Origin of the sequence: Kosakonia sp. PSU_27, from assembly GCF_039409795.1 — a bacterium.
In the GTDB taxonomy this organism is placed as follows: domain Bacteria; phylum Pseudomonadota; class Gammaproteobacteria; order Enterobacterales; family Enterobacteriaceae; genus Kosakonia.
Genome location: NZ_JBCIVK010000007.1, coordinates 1 through 16,443, shown reverse-complemented (window position 1 = coordinate 16,443; position 16,443 = coordinate 1). Strand labels below are relative to the sequence as shown.

Genomic DNA, 16,443 nt, shown 5'->3' with positions numbered 1-16,443 from the left:
GGAGCGCACTATGTCAATGAAAGACTGGCTTCGCGGCAACCGTGGCGCGGCACCGAAGGCGGATTCCCCCGCGCCGCAGCCTGCGCCGGAGGAGGGGGCCGGGCTGCCACCTGCCGATCCGCCACCCGACGATATCGCCGGATTACCGCCTGCCGATCCACCACAGGATCCGCCCCCCTCTCCGGGCGACGGTACGCCACCTTCTGCTTCGGGTGTGACGCTGGCCGATATCACCCGCGGCATGCAGCATGCGGCCTCGGCGGCAAACCAGCTTATCGCACACCAGTACATGCAGGCACTGGATCCTTTTTTTGAACACAGCGACGACGGGCGGCTGGTGCCGAAGATCATCGAAATGGCACTTGATGATCGCCACCACTTTGAGTTGCCGCTGGTAGCGCTCGCGACGCCGCGCGGGCTGATGCTCGAGAAAATGAAAGTGTTTCTTACCGTGCGTACCGACGCGGTGGAACAGCAGAGCGCAATGTCCGGCACACCTGACGACGCGGTCAGCCGTTTTCACGTCAGCATGTCGCCGCCGAGCCATGGAAGCAACGGGCGCGACAGCGGGCATGTGGATATCGAAATGCAGTTCACTGTACTGGAGCCGCCGGAGAGCGTGCTGCGGCTTATCGAAGAGTACACCCGACAAGTTCTTCCTCAAGTAACTGACAGGAGCGATGACAATGGCTAATCAACCCCTGAGCACCGGCGCTGCCGGGCTGACGCTGATTAAATCTTTCGAAGGGCTAAGCCTTGAGAAGTACCGCGACGCGGTAGGCAAATGGACCATCGGCTACGGGCATTTGATTTTGCCCAATGAAAACTTCCCCCAAGCGCTGAGCAAAGTGGAGGCGGAAGATCTGTTGCGCGCCGATCTCGGGATGACCGAACGCGGCATCCACAAGTATGTGACGGTGGATCTTAACCAGAACCAGTTCGACGCGCTGGTCGCCTTCGCCTTTAACGTCGGGCTTGGCAACCTGCAGAACTCAACGCTGCTGCGCCTGCTCAACCAGGGCCAGTATCAGGAGGCGGCCGATCAACTGCCGCGCTGGAACAAAGCTGGCGGCAAGATTCTGGCGGGGCTGACGCGCCGACGTGACGCCGAACGCGCGCTGTTTCTGGCACCGATTAACTGATCCCAGGAGTGAAGAGATGAAACGATATCTGCCGATAGTCACCTTTGTCGGTCTGCTGCTAACGCAGCCCGCGTGGGCAGAATTGCCGCAGTGCAGCGCGGTGGTGCAGGCGGCTAATCAAGAGTTAGCAAAACTGAATAAGAAAACCGTTCAGGATGACAAAAAACTGACGGCTCTGCTCAAAACCCTGAACCGCGATGACGTGCTGCCAGCCGATTACGTCACGCGCGATCAGGCCATCAAACTGGGCTGGAGCGGCAAGGCGGAGGACTCGCTATGGAGCGTGTGGGCGCTGAACAAGAAGCAGTTGGGCGGCGATCCGTGGAGCGGTAAACCGCTGCCGGGCAAAGGCAAGTGGTACAGCGCGGATATCGATAGCGTGCGCGGTCTGCGCAGTAACAAGCACCTGATTTACAGCCCGGAAAGCGCGACGCGTTATCTCACTACAGATAACGACGCCACAACCGTCACGCTTCCTCCTTGCCAGTAGTCGCTATTGCGGCCTCATCCCATTCGTTGAGGCCGCCTGTTCAGGAGGGAAATACGATGGCCGCAGATGGGCTGCAATTGCTAAGCCAGGGGCTGGCCGCGCTCGCCGGATTGTTCGGCGGGCTGAGCGTGTCGTTTTTCTGGCAGCCGAAAAAACTGCATCAACACGGGCGCCTGGCCGCCGGGATCATCATTGGCGCGATTAGCGTGAGCACCACTTTCACGCTCGGCGGGTTTATTGCCCGCTGGCTGGGGATGAACTTTAAAGACAGCGATATCGCCATGGGGATCGGCTATTTTGTGGGCGCGATAAGCGTCGGCATGATTGCCTGGCTGGCCAACTTCTTTAACCGCCGCGAAGGGCATGACATTTTACAGGTGGCCGGTGAGTTAAAACGCGCAGCTCGCGGCGTGAAAGCCGCACCGCGTCGCCGTGCGCCGCGACGCAAACCAGGGGAACCATCATGACGCTTAAACTCCTTTTTTGGGCCATCACGCTGGTGGATGTGGCGATTGCGGCGATCATTTTTATTAGTGCCCTTAGCAGCCGTATGCTTGATATTCCACTGTGGTATCGCATTGGGCTTTTAATTACGGCGTTCGGTTTTACCGTGCAGGGCTGTTTGAATTTACCCTACCTGTTGTTTAACGTGATATTAATGGCTCAGGAGTTACCGTTCTGGATCTTAAAAGATGTAGGTATTGGGATAATCTCAATTTATTATTTTTGGCACACCATGCACAAAGATGATAAATCCAGCAAAACACCGATACGTAAAAAAACGGCGGGAGTGAAAAAGACGCCAGTCGCTAAAAAAGGCTCTGTTGCTAAAAAAATACCAACTCCACGCGCACCACGTAAGAAGACGCCCACCCAATAATTAACGCGGAGTAGTAAATTTTTTTTTTTGCTGCTCCGTGAAGTGGCCCAGGCCATTTATCTCGTCTGCACTGGTCATCTGGCAAATATTCAGTAATACACTGCGGCGCTAATTTAATCCTGCGAATTCGCACTTCCTTTATTTCACTCGCAGGAGATGATTATGTCTGTAAACTCTGTTTTTTCACGTAAGGTTAAAACGCGCAGCACTATTTCTGTGGCTGCGGTATCACTATTTTGCTTTTCAACAGCGGCGATGGCAGTTAATGTTGGTCCGGCCTGTAATCTGCCCGGTGCGGGCCTGACTGCCGCGCAATGGGCGCAGAATCAGGATAACGCCGGCGGGCATATGACGACGTGCCATGTCGGTAAAGCCGACGCATGGCTGCAGCAGCGCACTGTTGCCAACCAACCGGGATGCCCGCAAACGAATACCGCTTCGACATGGACGGATGCGAATGTGGCGTGGAATTCGATCGGTAACACCATTCAGGCGTTCTGTGCTGGCGCGGCCAACCATACCGCGGCGGTTAATTTCACCATTGCGCTGGGCGGGAATGGCACTGCGAACGTGGGCAGAGCGTATGGCAATGGGGCTTTTTATAATATCGCCAACGATCGCCACGCGTTTATCCGCTTAGTGAATAACGGTGGACAGTGGCGCGTACAAACAAGTTATCCAAGAAATTAAGTTAAACGACAGGAGCATTATGCCCACGCATAATGCTCCTTTTACGCTCAGGAAAACGAAAACAAGCTAACGTGAATCAAATAACGACAATCAGGACTACTCTTCCGAATACATCATCGCAGCCTGAGTGCGGTTATTCACATTCAGACGGCGGAAAATCGATTCCAGATGCGCTTTCACCGTGCCCGCGCTGATATTTAAATGGCGGCCAATTTGTTTATTTGACTCCCCGGCGGCCAGTAGTTTCAGGATTTCACGCTGGCGTTCACTCAGGCGGGCAAGCGCGCTCTGCCCGTTGTCCAGTAACGTAATGCTCTCCTGTGGCAGACAAAACATGCCAAGCGACGCGGTACGGAGCGTTTGCGCGATGGTTTCCGGGGGAGAATCACGCCTGATAAACGCCATGGCATGATGATTTAAAAAAAGCCGTAATAATGTCGGCTGACATTTATTCATCAGCATCACTACGGGGATATTCGGATGACGACAAGCTAAAATATCCAGCAATTCGAGGCTTGAGGTTTTATTACCATCGCCATCGAGCAGAATTAACGATGCCGGAAATTCATTAAGCGTATCATCAATGTCTTTTTGATTATTCAGCCCACGAACTTTTACCTCCGGAATATATTGCGATAGTACTGATGCCATTCCTTCAATAAATATTGACTGCTTGTCAATCATGAGTACATGCATACATTATCTCCACGTAATAGCGTTCGCCATTGAGACTGGTAATCATCAAAGTATTCAATGAAATGCAAAAAAAGAAACAGGCTAATTGTCATAGGTCTTTTAACCGATATGACGGTTTAAACATTATTGGATGGTATAAAACGATGGAAAAAATATTATATATGAAGAATGGTCGCATTGCTATTTTACGGATTGTTAGCAGGCTTTGTTTTTACAAATATCGGCAGAGTGGCGCGAACGTATATTTCGCTAGTCGGGTTATTTGCAAGACTGGCAGAAGAAGGGAGAAGGGAAGGTTGAAGTGCTGGCGGATTGTGATGTTGGAAGGGCAGGGGCTGATGTGGAATGTTCAACGATGGGTGCTGGAAGGATGAACGTTATGGATCGAAGGGGGCAGCGGGTAAGGGATTAAGAGGATAAAAGGGGGTTAAGAAGGAAAGGATTTATAAAGAGAGAGGCGACAGCTTGTAGAACGTTGATTTTTTCAGCACTTAGCGGCGTATGACAACATCGTGACTTGCATAGCCGCCCGCGGCAGGTATAATCCAACACGTTTCCGCATCCCCTTCAGTGCCGAAGTGGCGAAATCGGTAGACGCAGTTGATTCAAAATCAACCGTAGAAATACGTGCCGGTTCGAGTCCGGCCTTCGGCACCAAGTCACTAAATTCCTTACAATACAGGTAGTTAGACAATAAAATCTGTCTCTTTTGCCTGTAAGAAATGCTCTGTTATGTCCCTTGAAAAAGCCGCTGTGGTTGATAGTGGTAATTGGGATGTTAACTCATAGCGGCGTGTCGTTCCAAGCGTCAAACACGTACTGACTCAACTTGAAAGCTATGACGTAGCCACTGTCTCTAAACAATCCCAAAAACTTTTAGTGAAGCGCATTTTAGCCCGATGCCCCGTTCTGTCGCCGTCGCGAGACGCCACAGGGGATAAACAGGTTTATGGTGGTCACGGTACTTGCAGACCATATGCAAGCTCTGCCAGCGGTTCGGCCTCGCTCCCTTTGGGTACATGGTCATCCTGATAAGCCTCACTAACTGACATAACCCTGATGAAGTCGCCAGAGGCTCCGCTTGTTGTCTTACCACCAACGGGGCTAATGGTTTGCAATGGCTAAATGTATGGAATCATGTATGTGATAGCTTTGGTACACTGCATGAAAACGGGTACTGCTGGATGGAACACGATGCGCACACAGGAAGGGCTTAAAGCCATTTACGAAGCCAGATGCTCAAGGTACGAGAAGCACCTGCACGTTGGTATGGATACCACCTCAATCATACTTAAAGGGCATCTTTTCGTTGAGGAATTACTTTTTGATATTCTGAAATTGCATTGCCGGGATAGCGGCCCGATTGAGAATATTAAGCTCGGCTTTAGCCATAAGCTAAACCTAGTACATGCTATGTTTGGATCTCATTTACCGGGCATGGAATTCCCCAAAAATGTTTGGGCTGCTTTGGATAAATTGAACAAGTTGCGGAATTCACTGGCACATAACATTGACTCTCCAAGAGCTGCCGAAGTCTTCAAGTCCTTTGTTTCATCGTACAGCCAATTGGTTGGCAAAGAGGTGAAGGTTAGCATCACTGATGAAATTCCGGGGATAGACCGCAAGCTCGGCCTGGAGTTGATTGGTATCATTATGTATTTGCTAGGATTCTTAGGGTGCTTGCATGGTATAGCCTATCTCAACCCACCACTCATGTACGGCAGTGAAATCCCAGTTACGATACCCAACAAGATTGAGCACGAGTGACAGTAAGCTGACAAAGCAAGACATTGCTTGCCGCTTGGGTTGGACATAAAATATCCATTAAATTAATAGTGGGTATTGTGCATGGAATACGTGGCCTTTGGTGATGAGAGTGGTACGACAGGAAGTGACCGCTGTTACGGCATTGGTTTGCTGTGTGTTCGTAAAGACACACTGCATATCTTTAATGAGCGCGTTCAGAAGCTGAAAGACAAGTACGGTATTGTCGGTGAGTTAAAGTGGTCGAAAATTAAAAACAGCGCAGGGCAGGCAAATATCTGCATTGAGCTGCTGGCAATGGTGCTTAAGAATTCGTGCTGTTTCCATTCGATTATTGTTGTGAAGAACATGTACAACAACTGGCAGATGGATAGAGAGCTGGCTTTTTACCAGACGTACACGATGCTTGTTAAGAACGTTGCTAAGCAGATTAAGAGTGATGTTGAAGTCATCATTGACCAGAAGATTGATAAGTACAAAAAGAACGATGAAGTAACGGGTATTATTGCTAACCGCATGCTAGCTAGAGCCGGGATAAAGACGTTGGTTAAGTCGGTGACTATGCACGACTCTAAGCACCATCTGGGATTGCAGGTGGTGGACATCCTGACGGGGGCTGTGAACTCTGGGTATATGAAGTATCTGAATCCACGGTTAGAACTGTCGGTGGCTAAAGAACTTGCCTTCGAGCGGATGGCTGCTTTGCTTGGCTGGGATGTGTTTCATTACGATACGTTCCCGAATAAGGATTTCAATATTTGGCACTTCCCGCAAGAGATGCGAGCTATGCCGGGTTCCAAGAGTATTCGTCCAGATTACAGCGTTCCGCTGGTTAAGCGGGAAGAGCTGGCCTAACCTACCCTTATCGCAAGCTAGATCTGAGTGGAAAATTTGATGAGTTACGATGACTTAGACCCCGCAACAAGGCGCGTCTTGCAGCAAGCGGAGTACATGAGAAGCAATGAGGCCAAACTAGCGCAGATTGCCCTGATAAAGCATCACAAAGCTTATATGGACTGGAGAACAGACAGAGGGGATTTTGGCGACCCTTGCCCGAGTACGAAGGAGGCCAGACTTGAGCTGTTGTGGACGCGTCAGAATATGCTGGGGCATGAAACGCTGAAGGTGTTGGGGTTCTCTTTCGAACAATTGTACGAAGACTTAGACAGTGCGCTATCAGATGCGATAGCGGCAAGGGATGGGGTTGCGAGGGAATGGGCGGCTGTGTCTAATGTGGCTGAACTGAATGCTTTATGGGAGTGGTTCCGAGAGAGATTGCCCGATGATTATGTATCGCCGTATTAGAAATAGAGTGTAGCCTTACCCCAAAAGATGTTAGCTACCCCCACCGCAAGCGACTCTCAGGGGCTTGTGCGCATGAAGTAATGCGGTTGTACTGGGTGGGTGCGCACAACCCTCTACAAGCCGCATTCTACCGTTAGCCTATAGCTGAATCCCCGACTTGAAAAATTGCACGCTTATACTTTTCCCTCCCTCAACGATTAAGGCTTCAACTTCCCCCGTGCGCCTCTCCCAGCCGAAGGCTGGGCGGGCTGTATATCGATTTGCCTTCCTCTGTGGCGTTTATGACCGTGTTTCGCGTTCTGACCGTGAGGCTGTGGGTTAGGGTTACTCTTCTCTTTAAACGCTAAATTACTCCTGAATCTCCACTGTTAAAGCACTTTGTGGTGATGCTGCGTGCTTCTCTTGGCTGCGCTGGTATCCGTCTCGTTTGGGTATACCTGATAAAGACATAGACACATTGTCTCATTTGACTATCTATAAAACTCTATTGACTACACATTGTTGATGTGATCTCTTATAGGTCTTGCTGTGATATTTCATTGAGACTTAGGGGGAAGCATGGCACACAATGCGCTTATCTATTGCCGCGCCAGTACAGCAGAGCAACACGCAGACCGCGCGCTGGGCTTGCTGCGAGAGTTCGCCAGTGATCGGGGCTGGCCTGTACGGGCGGAGTACATCGAGAACGCCAGCGGTGCGAGGCTCGCTCGCCCTGAACTGATGCGCCTGCTGGATGATGCGCAGGCCGGAGAGGTCTTGCTTGTCGAGAGCATCGATAGGCTAAGCCGCCTTACGCAAAAGGAATGGGCGACCCTGAAACAGAGGATTCAGGATAAGGGGCTGGTTATCGTTGCCGTTGACCTGCCAACCTCGTGGCAACTACTGAACGATACAGCGTCAGAGCTTACAGAGGGCATTCTGAGAGCCGTTAATGCAATGCTGATTGATATCCTCGCTACGATGGCACGAGTGGACTACGAGACACGCAGAGCACGCCAAGCGCAGGGCATCGAACGTGCCAAAGCAGAGGGGAAATATAACGGGAAGTCTAAGGATGAGAGCGCCCGTGAAGCTGTCCGCGATATGCTGGGGCAGGGCGTTAAACCCGAACGCATCATGAAAGCTGCCGGGATAAGTCGTGCGACCTTCTACCGTATCAAGCGAGAGCTGGCCGCCAGCGTTACGGAGTGGTGGCCTACAGCCTAATTAGATGCCAGCACTGGCCGTTACTGGGCTGTGGGTGAGGCTAGCCTACAGCTTTTGTATTGATTTCAGAGGGTTATGTTATGCGCGATGTCGTAATGCTATGATTTATAATGTATTTCGTATCACTTGCGGCTCTTGATGTGAAGAGGTGGCGGGGCTTTAGCCGTGCCAGACGATGAGCATCAAGATCAGATTGTGAATGTGATTTATCACTGAACAATTCGAGGGATGGGGCAGGGGAAGGGATCAAAGGCTGTGTTGTCCAATCACTAAGCTAGATTTGAAGCTGGTTAACACGTTAGTAGTATCTTTAAAATTGCATTTAAAATACATGTACAGAAAAGGGTTCTTCCCTTACATCCCTTCTCCTAAATGTAGTTACGAGTGCTTCGCTCTCTTCACTTGCTGCGCTTCTCGCTATGCTCCAGCCCGCTCCATCGCCTTTGGCTCATTCCCGGTCTTCGCCCGCTGCTGATGCTCGACCACTCTACGCAACCGTGCTTGCCGTGGCAGGCAACGCGGCGGGGATGTGTAGTGGAACGGTACTCTGTATCGGTATGATTAATGTATTCAATCACATACTGGTATCAGTAGGTATCCTTCAAAACATCTTCATTCATTTCTGTATCGTTCAATCATCTTTCTTGTTTGTTTCCTTTCAGGTCTTAGCCGTTGGTCATTGGTCTTACTGCCTGCTGTGCTACTGCCAGCTATGGCACGCCGCCACGGTCTACTGTCTGTCACCTGTCCTACTGCGTTTACTGTCTGCCGTCTGTCATCCTGTCGGATTCCATCCGTTGACGTTCCGCGCTCGCTTGTTTCGGCTGCGCCGCGCTCGCTCTGCGTATCTAGCGATACTTATCACTATAGATGCTTTCATAATTATCTAATGATTACAGTAACTTATATTTTTAATTTTAAAGGCTACTAATAAGGAGAGATAGAGCATTACTTGCACGTTTTAAACCTACTTAAAACTGCTCTGTTAAATGCGCCCAGCCCATACGCGACAAGGCTTTGTAGGGGTTTGGTTGAAAAATGACCAAATGAAAACATCTAATAAGGGAGAAAGAACAGCTCCGAGTCGCGACAAATTCTCCGATTTTGAAGGTAAGTATTATGGCAGAGACACTGACACTGTTGCTGACACGAAAACCTCTAAAAGGGCAGAGAGTCTGCCGAACCCGTACCGCTGACCCAACCTGAGCTAATCCCTACCCCTATTTTCTGGAGATTTCACCATGCCAACGAACCTACGCCGTTTGCTTGCGCAGGCTGTCGATGCCGACCCGCTCAATACCGCTAACGCAGATGTGCAGCAAATGATCGCTGACGGGATTGTTATTAGGCGTTCCAAGATATGCCCCGTAAAGCGTAAGCCCGTTAAGGCGGCATACAATACAAAGACCGAAGAGTTTTATTACAATGCTGATGGTTCCGCTATGACCCTGCGGGAGTGGCGAACGCTGCACGGTGTGCAGCCTAAAAAGCAAAAGCAGCGCTCTGACACTGGGTTGCGGCAAGTCATCCAGCCCGGCGACGCGATTCACTGCCGACGCGATGCGATTGAGCAATGGCTAAATAAAAAGCCTGCTCGTTATGTTGAACCACTGCCGCCAGATTTCCCCGGCGTTCGCGTAGACGATGCTGCATTGAAACCGCGCGAGCACGCCGTGCCGGAATCAACAACCGGACAGAATGCTTTTCTCAAAGCCTGCCGCGAGTTTCTGATTTGCGACGAGAAGACCATGCGCCGCATTAACAGGGGCATGAGTAAACTGGAAGCGATGCGTAACGCAGATTTCAAACGCTACGGAGACTCAGGGGCGTTTCGTCAATTGTGGTGTGGAGAGTCGAAGCCTACCGAGGATAGATTTAATAGTTCTAATCATCATTGTGACCCGAACGGCTTGGCTGCATCGCCGTCTGTGCCGTCACTGAATACTGTGCCGTATGAGTTCCGCCCGCTGGTTCGCTGTGACCGAAACGCACGCGTTAGCCTGCTGCCACCCGATGGGCTGGAGTGGAGGCCGGGGCAGTTGTCTGTTGCTGATGCGATCTTCTCCCGTGGTAGTGATGTGCTGGCCGTTCTGCCGACTGGGTATGGGAAAAGCGCCGCCTTCACTTATCCATTGATTTATGAATCCCGCGCTGGGGTTGGCCTGTCTGTTATCGTTGTTCCTACTAATACCCTTAAACGTCAGATTCTCCGCCAGTTGCGGGAGGCTGGCGTTCACGCTGTGGCATTTGGTGACAAGCTGCCGAGGCACCGCAACGCACAACAACTGGCGGGACTAGCTGCCGGGGCGTTCCGGGTTGCTGTTGTTTCGCCTGAACATCTGGTTCCGTCGAGTCAGGTTCTCGCGGCGCTGATGGCTTATGGCGTTGATCGTTTTATTATCGATGAGGCACACACGGTCAAAGACTGGGATTTCCGCCCAGCTTACGACGCAATGCAGCACACACTACAGAATGCTTTTCCCTCGGCTCAACGCTGCGTGTTTACGGCTACTCTACTATGTGAAAATGAGCGCGGTTTAATGGAGGCGCTGGGATGCCGTGGCAATTACGTCACATTCCGTGCTGATGTTGCTCGCGAGAATATACAGTTGATTCCGGTCAGGCAGTGCCGCCAGCGATACCGTGCGGCTGTTGGTCTGGCCGAGGCTCTGCCGGATGAAGAGAAGACACTCATTCTCGTCAATGACCTTAAGACGTTGCGGGCGTACCTGAAACTCTTAGGTGACCGGGCGCGGCCATATCACTCGAAGACGATGCATCTGAGTAACGAAGAACGCCACGCAAACGCTGAGTGGTTTGCCACTACGCCGGGCGCAATTCTGGTTGCGACTAAAGCCTTCGGGCTGGGTGCTGATATTCCTGATATCCGTAACGTTGTCGTGACATACATCCCCGATGACTTGCCTGATCTCGTTCAGATGATCGGACGTGCCGGGCGCGATGGGGAACCTGCCCGCGCGTTTCTGCTGTGGTCATCGCTGGCGCTGGATGCTGCGCCTGATGAGCTTGCTTACTTCTACCGCCCTGAAAACTGCAACTGGCAGTGCATCGCTAAATACCTCTGAGTCGAAAGGCTCTCCCTGATTCTCTGGAGTTAATCATATGCCTGTTACCGAACATGCGCAGCGTCGTGCTGCGCGTGCGGATGCGCTCATCACCGCACAACTTGCCTTTGCCCTGAACGGCTATTCCTTTGATGGATTGGCTGAGCGCCACCGCCAGACCCTTAACCGTGAGGCTTTGTTACGTCAAGCAAGTACGCCTCTACAGCGGTATTGCCTGCTCAATAACTGTGAGCCTTGGGAATGTCTGGCCGCTGTGCTGAATAGATTCCGACGCCGGGAGGATGGCGCTCGTCTTTGGCCGACCTATCGCATGGCTCGTGAGGTCTTTAATGGGGCTGTTCACCCTGCCGACAAGACGCGCGACGAGATATTTCAATCTGTGCAGCGTCGCCTGTTTTTACCAAAGCCAGTACATGCCGAGGTCATTCAACACCTGCGTGCAATGGGGCTAACTGGAGACAACCACCAATGACGAAATCTGAATTTGAAAATGAAACGTGGCGAATGAAAGGCTTGCTTCTTGGGGCGCTGATTCGCCGCCTTGAGGAAGATAAGGCTGGCGAGTCGCGCATGGCCGCAGCGGAGTTATCCAGTGCGGTCAACTTCCTCAAGGCCAACGCCGTAGAAGCGCCGGACACATCATTTAATCGTGTATTTGAGGATGACGAGCAATGACACCCGCAGAGTTTAGAGCATGGTTTGCCACCCTGCCGCCGAATTATCAGAGCGCTGCACGCACCATGTACGACAACGCTCGCAAGTCGGGCACACATACCGCATCAAGCCTTGCGCTGATCCACACGCTGGTTACTGACCAGATTAAATTTGATTCGGAGTTTAATTTATGACTTTGAGTATTACCGATATCCAGCGCATTAACGCGCTGGCTCATAAGCACCTAAAGAACAATGAAGAGATTGCAGCGGAGACAGGTCATATCCTGACCGATATTGATGCTGTAATCCGTGGCGTCTATGTCGATGACTTGGCCGGAAATTGGAAAGACGATGCTGATATCACTCTGGCGGAGTATAACGCCATCCGCAGCCGCTATAAGCCCGGCAAGCTGCACCGCGATACAGAGTTTATGATTGCCCGCGATATGCTGATTCGCCCTGAGACTGTGCTGGCTATCGCCCATTCCCGCTTTAGCAACGTCCACACTCACCCTGTGCCGAAAGCCGTCAAAGCAAAGCCGGAGAAAGCGAAAGTAGTGCGCAAGTTGGTGCCTACTGATTTAGATGAAATTCACAAGTTAGAGCGCTTCGGTTGGCCTGCTGCGGAGATCGCCGGGAAGCTGGGCGTCCCTGTTGAGGTCGTCGCGCATGTGCAACGCTGCCTGAGAAATCGTTGGTCGTACCCGGATACTCTGGAGTCTGTTAACTCCAAATTCAGCGAGGCTGAATGATGGCAGAGAACGAACCTCTGCACCCCGCCGTTAACCCTGATCTCTACGTGAACCTTGACGAACAACGTGAAGGATATCTGGAACACCTCGGCAACATGCCGTTGGCAGAACGGATTACAAATGCTGCTACATTCGAAGATGTTTATCGCTTTCTGTTGAATGGTTCCGGGCGGCTGGATTTGCGCCGCGCTGATGTGGCCGCTGTTCGTGTCTTCCTTTGGAATTATCAATACCGACGCTGTGCGGTGACAGGTAAGCCGCTGCGCCTTACGTCTGCCGTGCTGGATCATTGTCACCGAACCGGGCGCGTGCGTGCTGTGGTGCATCGTTCCGCGAATGCTGCTGAGGGAGGCTATCACGTTGGGCGTTGGTGCGGACTATCACCTGCCAGTATGGATATGATGCTAAGTTGTTATAGGGAACATTACAAAGGACTCGGCATTATTTATCCGAAATAACGGGGCAATTATGCCCCATGTTTTAACCTGCGGGAGTTTCGGTCAGACAGGGATATTAAAGTAAGCGCAAATTGCATTCGTCAGCAGAGCCGGGGCTGCTGTACCTGCAATTTTGAGGCTGCCAGAGTACGCCTTACCTATCATTGACCCGACCCAGTTACCAATCTTCCCACCAAGGTTATTTGATGATGTTGGAGCTGAGGATTGATCTATTGCTAGTTTCAAATCCCGAATATCATTATCTTCGATGCCGTATTCTTTAAGCTGGCGCTCAAGGGAGTTGAAATCACCTGCTGTGATGGTATTTTGCTGATGAATATCGCCAGTATTCCCAGCTCCGATTGCGCCTGAGTTATTAACATGTCCATTGAAGTTATTGATATTGTTTACCGTCATGCCTACCGCCTCTTGTTTTTCTTCAGGAGAAAACAACAATCCCTCACCTAAAATATTTTTACTTTCAAGTAGTAACGCCCAGTCAAGGACTTTTGATTTAATGTGAGAGAGTATTTTTGTTATTTGTGCTGGGTTGATAACCCAAGACATGCTGTACTCGCAACCCGCCATTTTTTGTAAAAAATCTGCCATAAAAACTGGTAGCTCACTGTAAAGCGTGTCTTCCTTTTTTGCATATTCAATTAACATTGATACAGGATTGCTTATGCGTATAGTCGTAAGTGATTTGTAAAGCTCTTTGTCTTCAACGTTTCCAAGTTGATAGGGGATCCAACCTACATAAGGGTTGAAGGCTTTTACTGGCGCATTGGTAATTATTCGATAATCTGGAACTTGATCTAACCGTGGATAACCGTTTAATTCGTGCTCCAGCCATTCTGAAATATCTTGTAGCCCGAGCTTTACTGATATCATTTTTGCCTTAGATAGAAGTTCCTCAACATCCGTAGATTTTGAACTTGCCATCTCTTGTAGCTTCAGAACTGGTGAGTTAGCCATCACAAGACCTTGTCGTTGTTTTAATGGTTATCTTACCCCCATCACAATGTGCAGTCTAAGTCTGAAAGACAAAACTCACCGGTACTTTAACTGCTTATTTCTTCATTTGTGATTTGCTCAACATACTTACTGATTTCTAACGGGGAGGCCGAATTTTTCGAGTAAGTTTTGAAGCTCTCTGTACTCCCGCGCTCATGACCGACGAGCAGGGCAATACGATCCTCTGGTACTTGAGCACGGTCGAGCTGTTGCACAAACGCATGTCGGAGTGAATGAAACACTTTCCTCTCTGCGGCAAGTTCACCAAGAGCTTTACGCTTTGCTCGTGTGAACTGCTGCGTATGCCACGTTGAGCGTTTCCCATCCGCCCGGTCTGTGATTGAAGCGTGATAGAACAGAAAACCGCTATGTGTGGTTTTGAGCAATGATTTCACGAGGGGGATTAGCTTGCTGTGTACTGGGACGATTCGTGCCGCGCTCTTGGTCTTCCCCCCGGTGATCTCAAAGCACAAAACGCCCTCGATGGTTTTAATACTGCTCTCACGCAGCGTACATATTTCATTGATCCGCATACCGCTGTAAGCACCAATAGCCGTTACCGCCTTCATCTCGTCATCAAGCAAGGTATAGACCTTTGCCAGCTCTCCCGGTGCGAAGACTTCATAGCTGACCTTGCTGCTTTTTGCTTCGAGTGCATGACCACGCCAAGGATTGTCCTGTGGTGCATCGTGATAGCGATTGCGTGCCAAATCCCAAATCTGTGCCAGTGCGCTTATATAGTTCTGGATGGTTTGCGGCGCTCGCTCAGTTTTGAGCTTATCTAACCAGCCTGTAACTATGGTTCGATTAATATCCCGCAACTGAATATCTTTCTTTTTCAGGTGGATTAACAGCACCTCTACGGCTTTGTTGGTCTTGGATAGCGTGGTTAGCTTTCTCTTCTCGCTGTATTGGAGAAGATACAGATCGCGCATTTTAAGTAGGGAAGGGCAAGCCTGAACTGATGCACCAAATGATGCGGGGGCTTCCTTAGCATACACACTGACACGGCGTAGCTCATCAATGATTTGATCTACGGATGAGCCGCCTTGCGGCTTAAGCAGATTCCGTAAGCGAGTCCATTCCAGAGCAATAGCATCGCGAAACAAACGCGCTTGCCGTATGTCTCGTGTCCCTGTGCTTTTCATAAAGTAGCGCTTCCCTTGGAACAGGTGGCGCATGTAGCTGGGAATAGCTATCCGCACGAGGTAATTCCCGCAGGGATCTAAAACTAGATAACGATCTCTCTTGAAACTCATACAAACCCCGGTTATGTTGTCGGGGCTTTTTCATGGCTAAACAGTCTGTGAAATGTGCCGGGGTTATGAACTTTAGTCTAGCTAGTTCAACGAGTTAACGATGCTTGTTGAAGCAAACTAAGCCGCCTAAACCCGTGCCGGTTCGAGTCCGGCCTTCGCACCAAAAGCATGTAAATGGACCTCAGCTGAGGTCTTTTTTTATGCCTGAAATCCAGTATCCGCAAGGCTTTCCTAGCTTTTTCACTCAACCTAAGTCAACCTACATCAACTTACTGATGCGGGTACAACTGCGGGTATATCCCGGTTCGATAATGTTTGTACCCACACAGAACCCTTGAAAGGATACTCATCATGGCTCTGAGTGATGTGAAGGTTCGTTCGGCAAAGCCTGAAGCAAAAGCCTACAAACTGACTGACGGTGATGGCATGGTTTTGCTGGTTCACCCTAACGGCTCCAAATACTGGCGACTGCGTTATCGCTTTGGCGGCGTACAGTTAACCGCAGGAGGAGGAGGTAGTCCATCCCATTACCTGGCGTAAGAAGTATGGCGGTATGGAGGTGCCCGAGGTTAAACGCCTGAAGTCGCTTGAGGAAGAGAACGCCAGGCTCAGGAAGCTGCTTGCCGAAGCCATGCTGGATAAGGAGGCGCTTCAGGTGGCTCTGGGGCGAAAGTACTGACGACAGGCCAGAAGCGGGAAGCCGTGACAGTGATGTGCAAAGCGACAGGTCTGTCGCAACGGCGTGCTTGCAGTCTGACAGGCCCTGTCGACCAGCCGTTATGAGACTCAGCGTCCCGCCGCTGATGCACATTTATCAGGGCGCATCATAGAACTGGCACTCGAACGAAGGCGTTTTGGTTACCGGCGCATCTGGCAGTTATTGCGTCGGGAGGGCTTTTACGTCAACCACAAGCGGGTATACCGCATTTACCACCTTAACGGCCTGAGTGTGAAGCGCAGACGACGTCGTAAAGGGCTGGCGACTGAGCGGCTTCCGCTTCTGCGCCCGGATGCACTGAACCTGACATGGTCGATGGATTTTGTCCTGAATGCACTTGCCAGCGAC

Annotated in this window: 19 protein-coding genes, 1 tRNA gene and 2 pseudogenes; 19 read left to right on the top strand and 3 right to left on the bottom strand. The window is 50.8% G+C overall.

Annotation, left to right across the window (positions count from 1 at the left end; all coding sequences use genetic code 11):
- The first annotated feature begins 10 nt into the window (after positions 1–10).
- The 6 genes from AAIG26_RS17980 to AAIG26_RS17955 all read left to right on the top strand — a co-directional run bounded on the left by AAIG26_RS17980 (position 11) and on the right by AAIG26_RS17955 (position 3,202).
- The gene (locus AAIG26_RS17980; RefSeq protein WP_343181153.1) at positions 11–694 is read left to right on the top strand and encodes a DUF2589 domain-containing protein; all 684 of its coding nucleotides are present in this window, start codon (positions 11–13) and stop codon (positions 692–694) included.
- Positions 687–1,142: a lysozyme gene (locus AAIG26_RS17975; RefSeq protein WP_020456325.1), complete on the top strand. Its 456-nt coding sequence runs from the start codon at positions 687–689 to the stop codon at positions 1,140–1,142. The genes AAIG26_RS17980 and AAIG26_RS17975 overlap by 8 nt, the downstream gene beginning before the upstream one ends.
- A 16-nt stretch (positions 1,143–1,158) precedes the next feature.
- Entirely contained in the window at positions 1,159–1,632 is a 474-nt protein-coding gene (locus AAIG26_RS17970) for a ribonuclease domain-containing protein (RefSeq protein WP_045513584.1), read from the top strand.
- A 56-nt stretch (positions 1,633–1,688) separates the two neighbouring features.
- The gene (locus tag AAIG26_RS17965) at positions 1,689–2,099 is read left to right on the top strand and encodes a hypothetical protein (RefSeq protein ID WP_045513587.1); all 411 of its coding nucleotides are present in this window, start codon (positions 1,689–1,691) and stop codon (positions 2,097–2,099) included.
- The gene (locus AAIG26_RS17960) at positions 2,096–2,512 is read left to right on the top strand and encodes a hypothetical protein (RefSeq protein WP_343181152.1); all 417 of its coding nucleotides are present in this window, start codon (positions 2,096–2,098) and stop codon (positions 2,510–2,512) included. The genes AAIG26_RS17965 and AAIG26_RS17960 overlap by 4 nt, the downstream gene beginning before the upstream one ends.
- Positions 2,513–2,674: 162 nt before the next feature.
- The gene (locus AAIG26_RS17955) at positions 2,675–3,202 is read left to right on the top strand and encodes an RNase A-like domain-containing protein (RefSeq protein ID WP_343181150.1); all 528 of its coding nucleotides are present in this window, start codon (positions 2,675–2,677) and stop codon (positions 3,200–3,202) included.
- Positions 3,203–3,298: 96 nt separating this feature from the next.
- Here AAIG26_RS17955 and AAIG26_RS17950 read toward each other — a convergent pair whose 3' ends face one another.
- Positions 3,299–3,898, bottom strand: coding sequence for a response regulator transcription factor (locus tag AAIG26_RS17950; protein WP_343181149.1), 600 nt, complete (start codon positions 3,896–3,898; stop codon positions 3,299–3,301).
- Between the two features lie 572 nt (positions 3,899–4,470).
- Between AAIG26_RS17950 and AAIG26_RS17945 the strand changes: the two genes are divergently transcribed.
- The 11 genes from AAIG26_RS17945 to AAIG26_RS17895 all read left to right on the top strand — a co-directional run bounded on the left by AAIG26_RS17945 (position 4,471) and on the right by AAIG26_RS17895 (position 13,125).
- Positions 4,471–4,555 (top strand) — tRNA-Leu (locus AAIG26_RS17945).
- A 507-nt stretch (positions 4,556–5,062) separates the two neighbouring features.
- The gene (locus AAIG26_RS17940; RefSeq protein ID WP_225455024.1) at positions 5,063–5,665 is read left to right on the top strand and encodes a hypothetical protein; all 603 of its coding nucleotides are present in this window, start codon (positions 5,063–5,065) and stop codon (positions 5,663–5,665) included.
- Between the two features lie 81 nt (positions 5,666–5,746).
- Complete coding sequence (locus AAIG26_RS17935) at positions 5,747–6,517, top strand: DUF3800 domain-containing protein (RefSeq protein WP_029039484.1); 771 nt, start codon at positions 5,747–5,749, stop codon at positions 6,515–6,517.
- Positions 6,518–6,556: 39 nt separating this feature from the next.
- Complete coding sequence (locus AAIG26_RS17930; RefSeq protein ID WP_343181147.1) at positions 6,557–6,967, top strand: hypothetical protein; 411 nt, start codon at positions 6,557–6,559, stop codon at positions 6,965–6,967.
- A gap of 558 nt (positions 6,968–7,525) precedes the next feature.
- Positions 7,526–8,173, top strand: a complete 648-nt coding sequence (locus AAIG26_RS17925; RefSeq protein ID WP_343181146.1) for a recombinase family protein — start codon at positions 7,526–7,528, stop codon at positions 8,171–8,173.
- 1,241 nt (positions 8,174–9,414) lie between these two features.
- Positions 9,415–11,259 carry a DEAD/DEAH box helicase gene (locus AAIG26_RS17920; RefSeq protein ID WP_343181145.1) on the top strand — a complete coding sequence of 615 codons (1,845 nt, stop codon included), beginning with the start codon at positions 9,415–9,417 and terminating at the stop codon, positions 11,257–11,259.
- Positions 11,260–11,296: 37 nt separating this feature from the next.
- Complete coding sequence (locus AAIG26_RS17915; protein ID WP_343181144.1) at positions 11,297–11,731, top strand: hypothetical protein; 435 nt, start codon at positions 11,297–11,299, stop codon at positions 11,729–11,731.
- Positions 11,728–11,934 (top strand): hypothetical protein, encoded by a 207-nt coding sequence (locus AAIG26_RS17910; protein WP_015387042.1) that lies wholly within the window; start codon positions 11,728–11,730, stop codon positions 11,932–11,934. The genes AAIG26_RS17915 and AAIG26_RS17910 overlap by 4 nt, the downstream gene beginning before the upstream one ends.
- Positions 11,931–12,107: a hypothetical protein gene (locus AAIG26_RS17905; RefSeq protein WP_164472300.1), complete on the top strand. Its 177-nt coding sequence runs from the start codon at positions 11,931–11,933 to the stop codon at positions 12,105–12,107. Before AAIG26_RS17910 ends, AAIG26_RS17905 begins: the two co-directional genes overlap by 4 nt.
- Positions 12,104–12,667 (top strand): hypothetical protein, encoded by a 564-nt coding sequence (locus tag AAIG26_RS17900; RefSeq protein ID WP_343181142.1) that lies wholly within the window; start codon positions 12,104–12,106, stop codon positions 12,665–12,667. The genes AAIG26_RS17905 and AAIG26_RS17900 overlap by 4 nt, the downstream gene beginning before the upstream one ends.
- A 95-nt stretch (positions 12,668–12,762) precedes the next feature.
- Positions 12,763–13,125: an endonuclease domain-containing protein gene (locus AAIG26_RS17895; protein ID WP_343181266.1), complete on the top strand. Its 363-nt coding sequence runs from the start codon at positions 12,763–12,765 to the stop codon at positions 13,123–13,125.
- A 42-nt stretch (positions 13,126–13,167) separates the two neighbouring features.
- Here AAIG26_RS17895 and AAIG26_RS17890 read toward each other — a convergent pair whose 3' ends face one another.
- Positions 13,168–14,079, bottom strand: a complete 912-nt coding sequence (locus tag AAIG26_RS17890) for an abortive phage resistance protein (RefSeq protein ID WP_262187811.1) — start codon at positions 14,077–14,079, stop codon at positions 13,168–13,170.
- An 86-nt stretch (positions 14,080–14,165) separates the two neighbouring features.
- Positions 14,166–15,377, bottom strand: coding sequence for a site-specific integrase (locus AAIG26_RS17885; protein WP_343181141.1), 1,212 nt, complete (start codon positions 15,375–15,377; stop codon positions 14,166–14,168).
- A 351-nt stretch (positions 15,378–15,728) separates the two neighbouring features.
- Between AAIG26_RS17885 and AAIG26_RS17880 the strand changes: the two are divergent.
- Positions 15,729–15,872 (top strand): annotated as a pseudogene (locus tag AAIG26_RS17880) (Arm DNA-binding domain-containing protein); the annotation flags it as partial.
- 34 nt (positions 15,873–15,906) lie between these two features.
- Positions 15,907–16,443 (top strand): annotated as a pseudogene (locus AAIG26_RS17875) (IS3 family transposase); the annotation flags it as partial.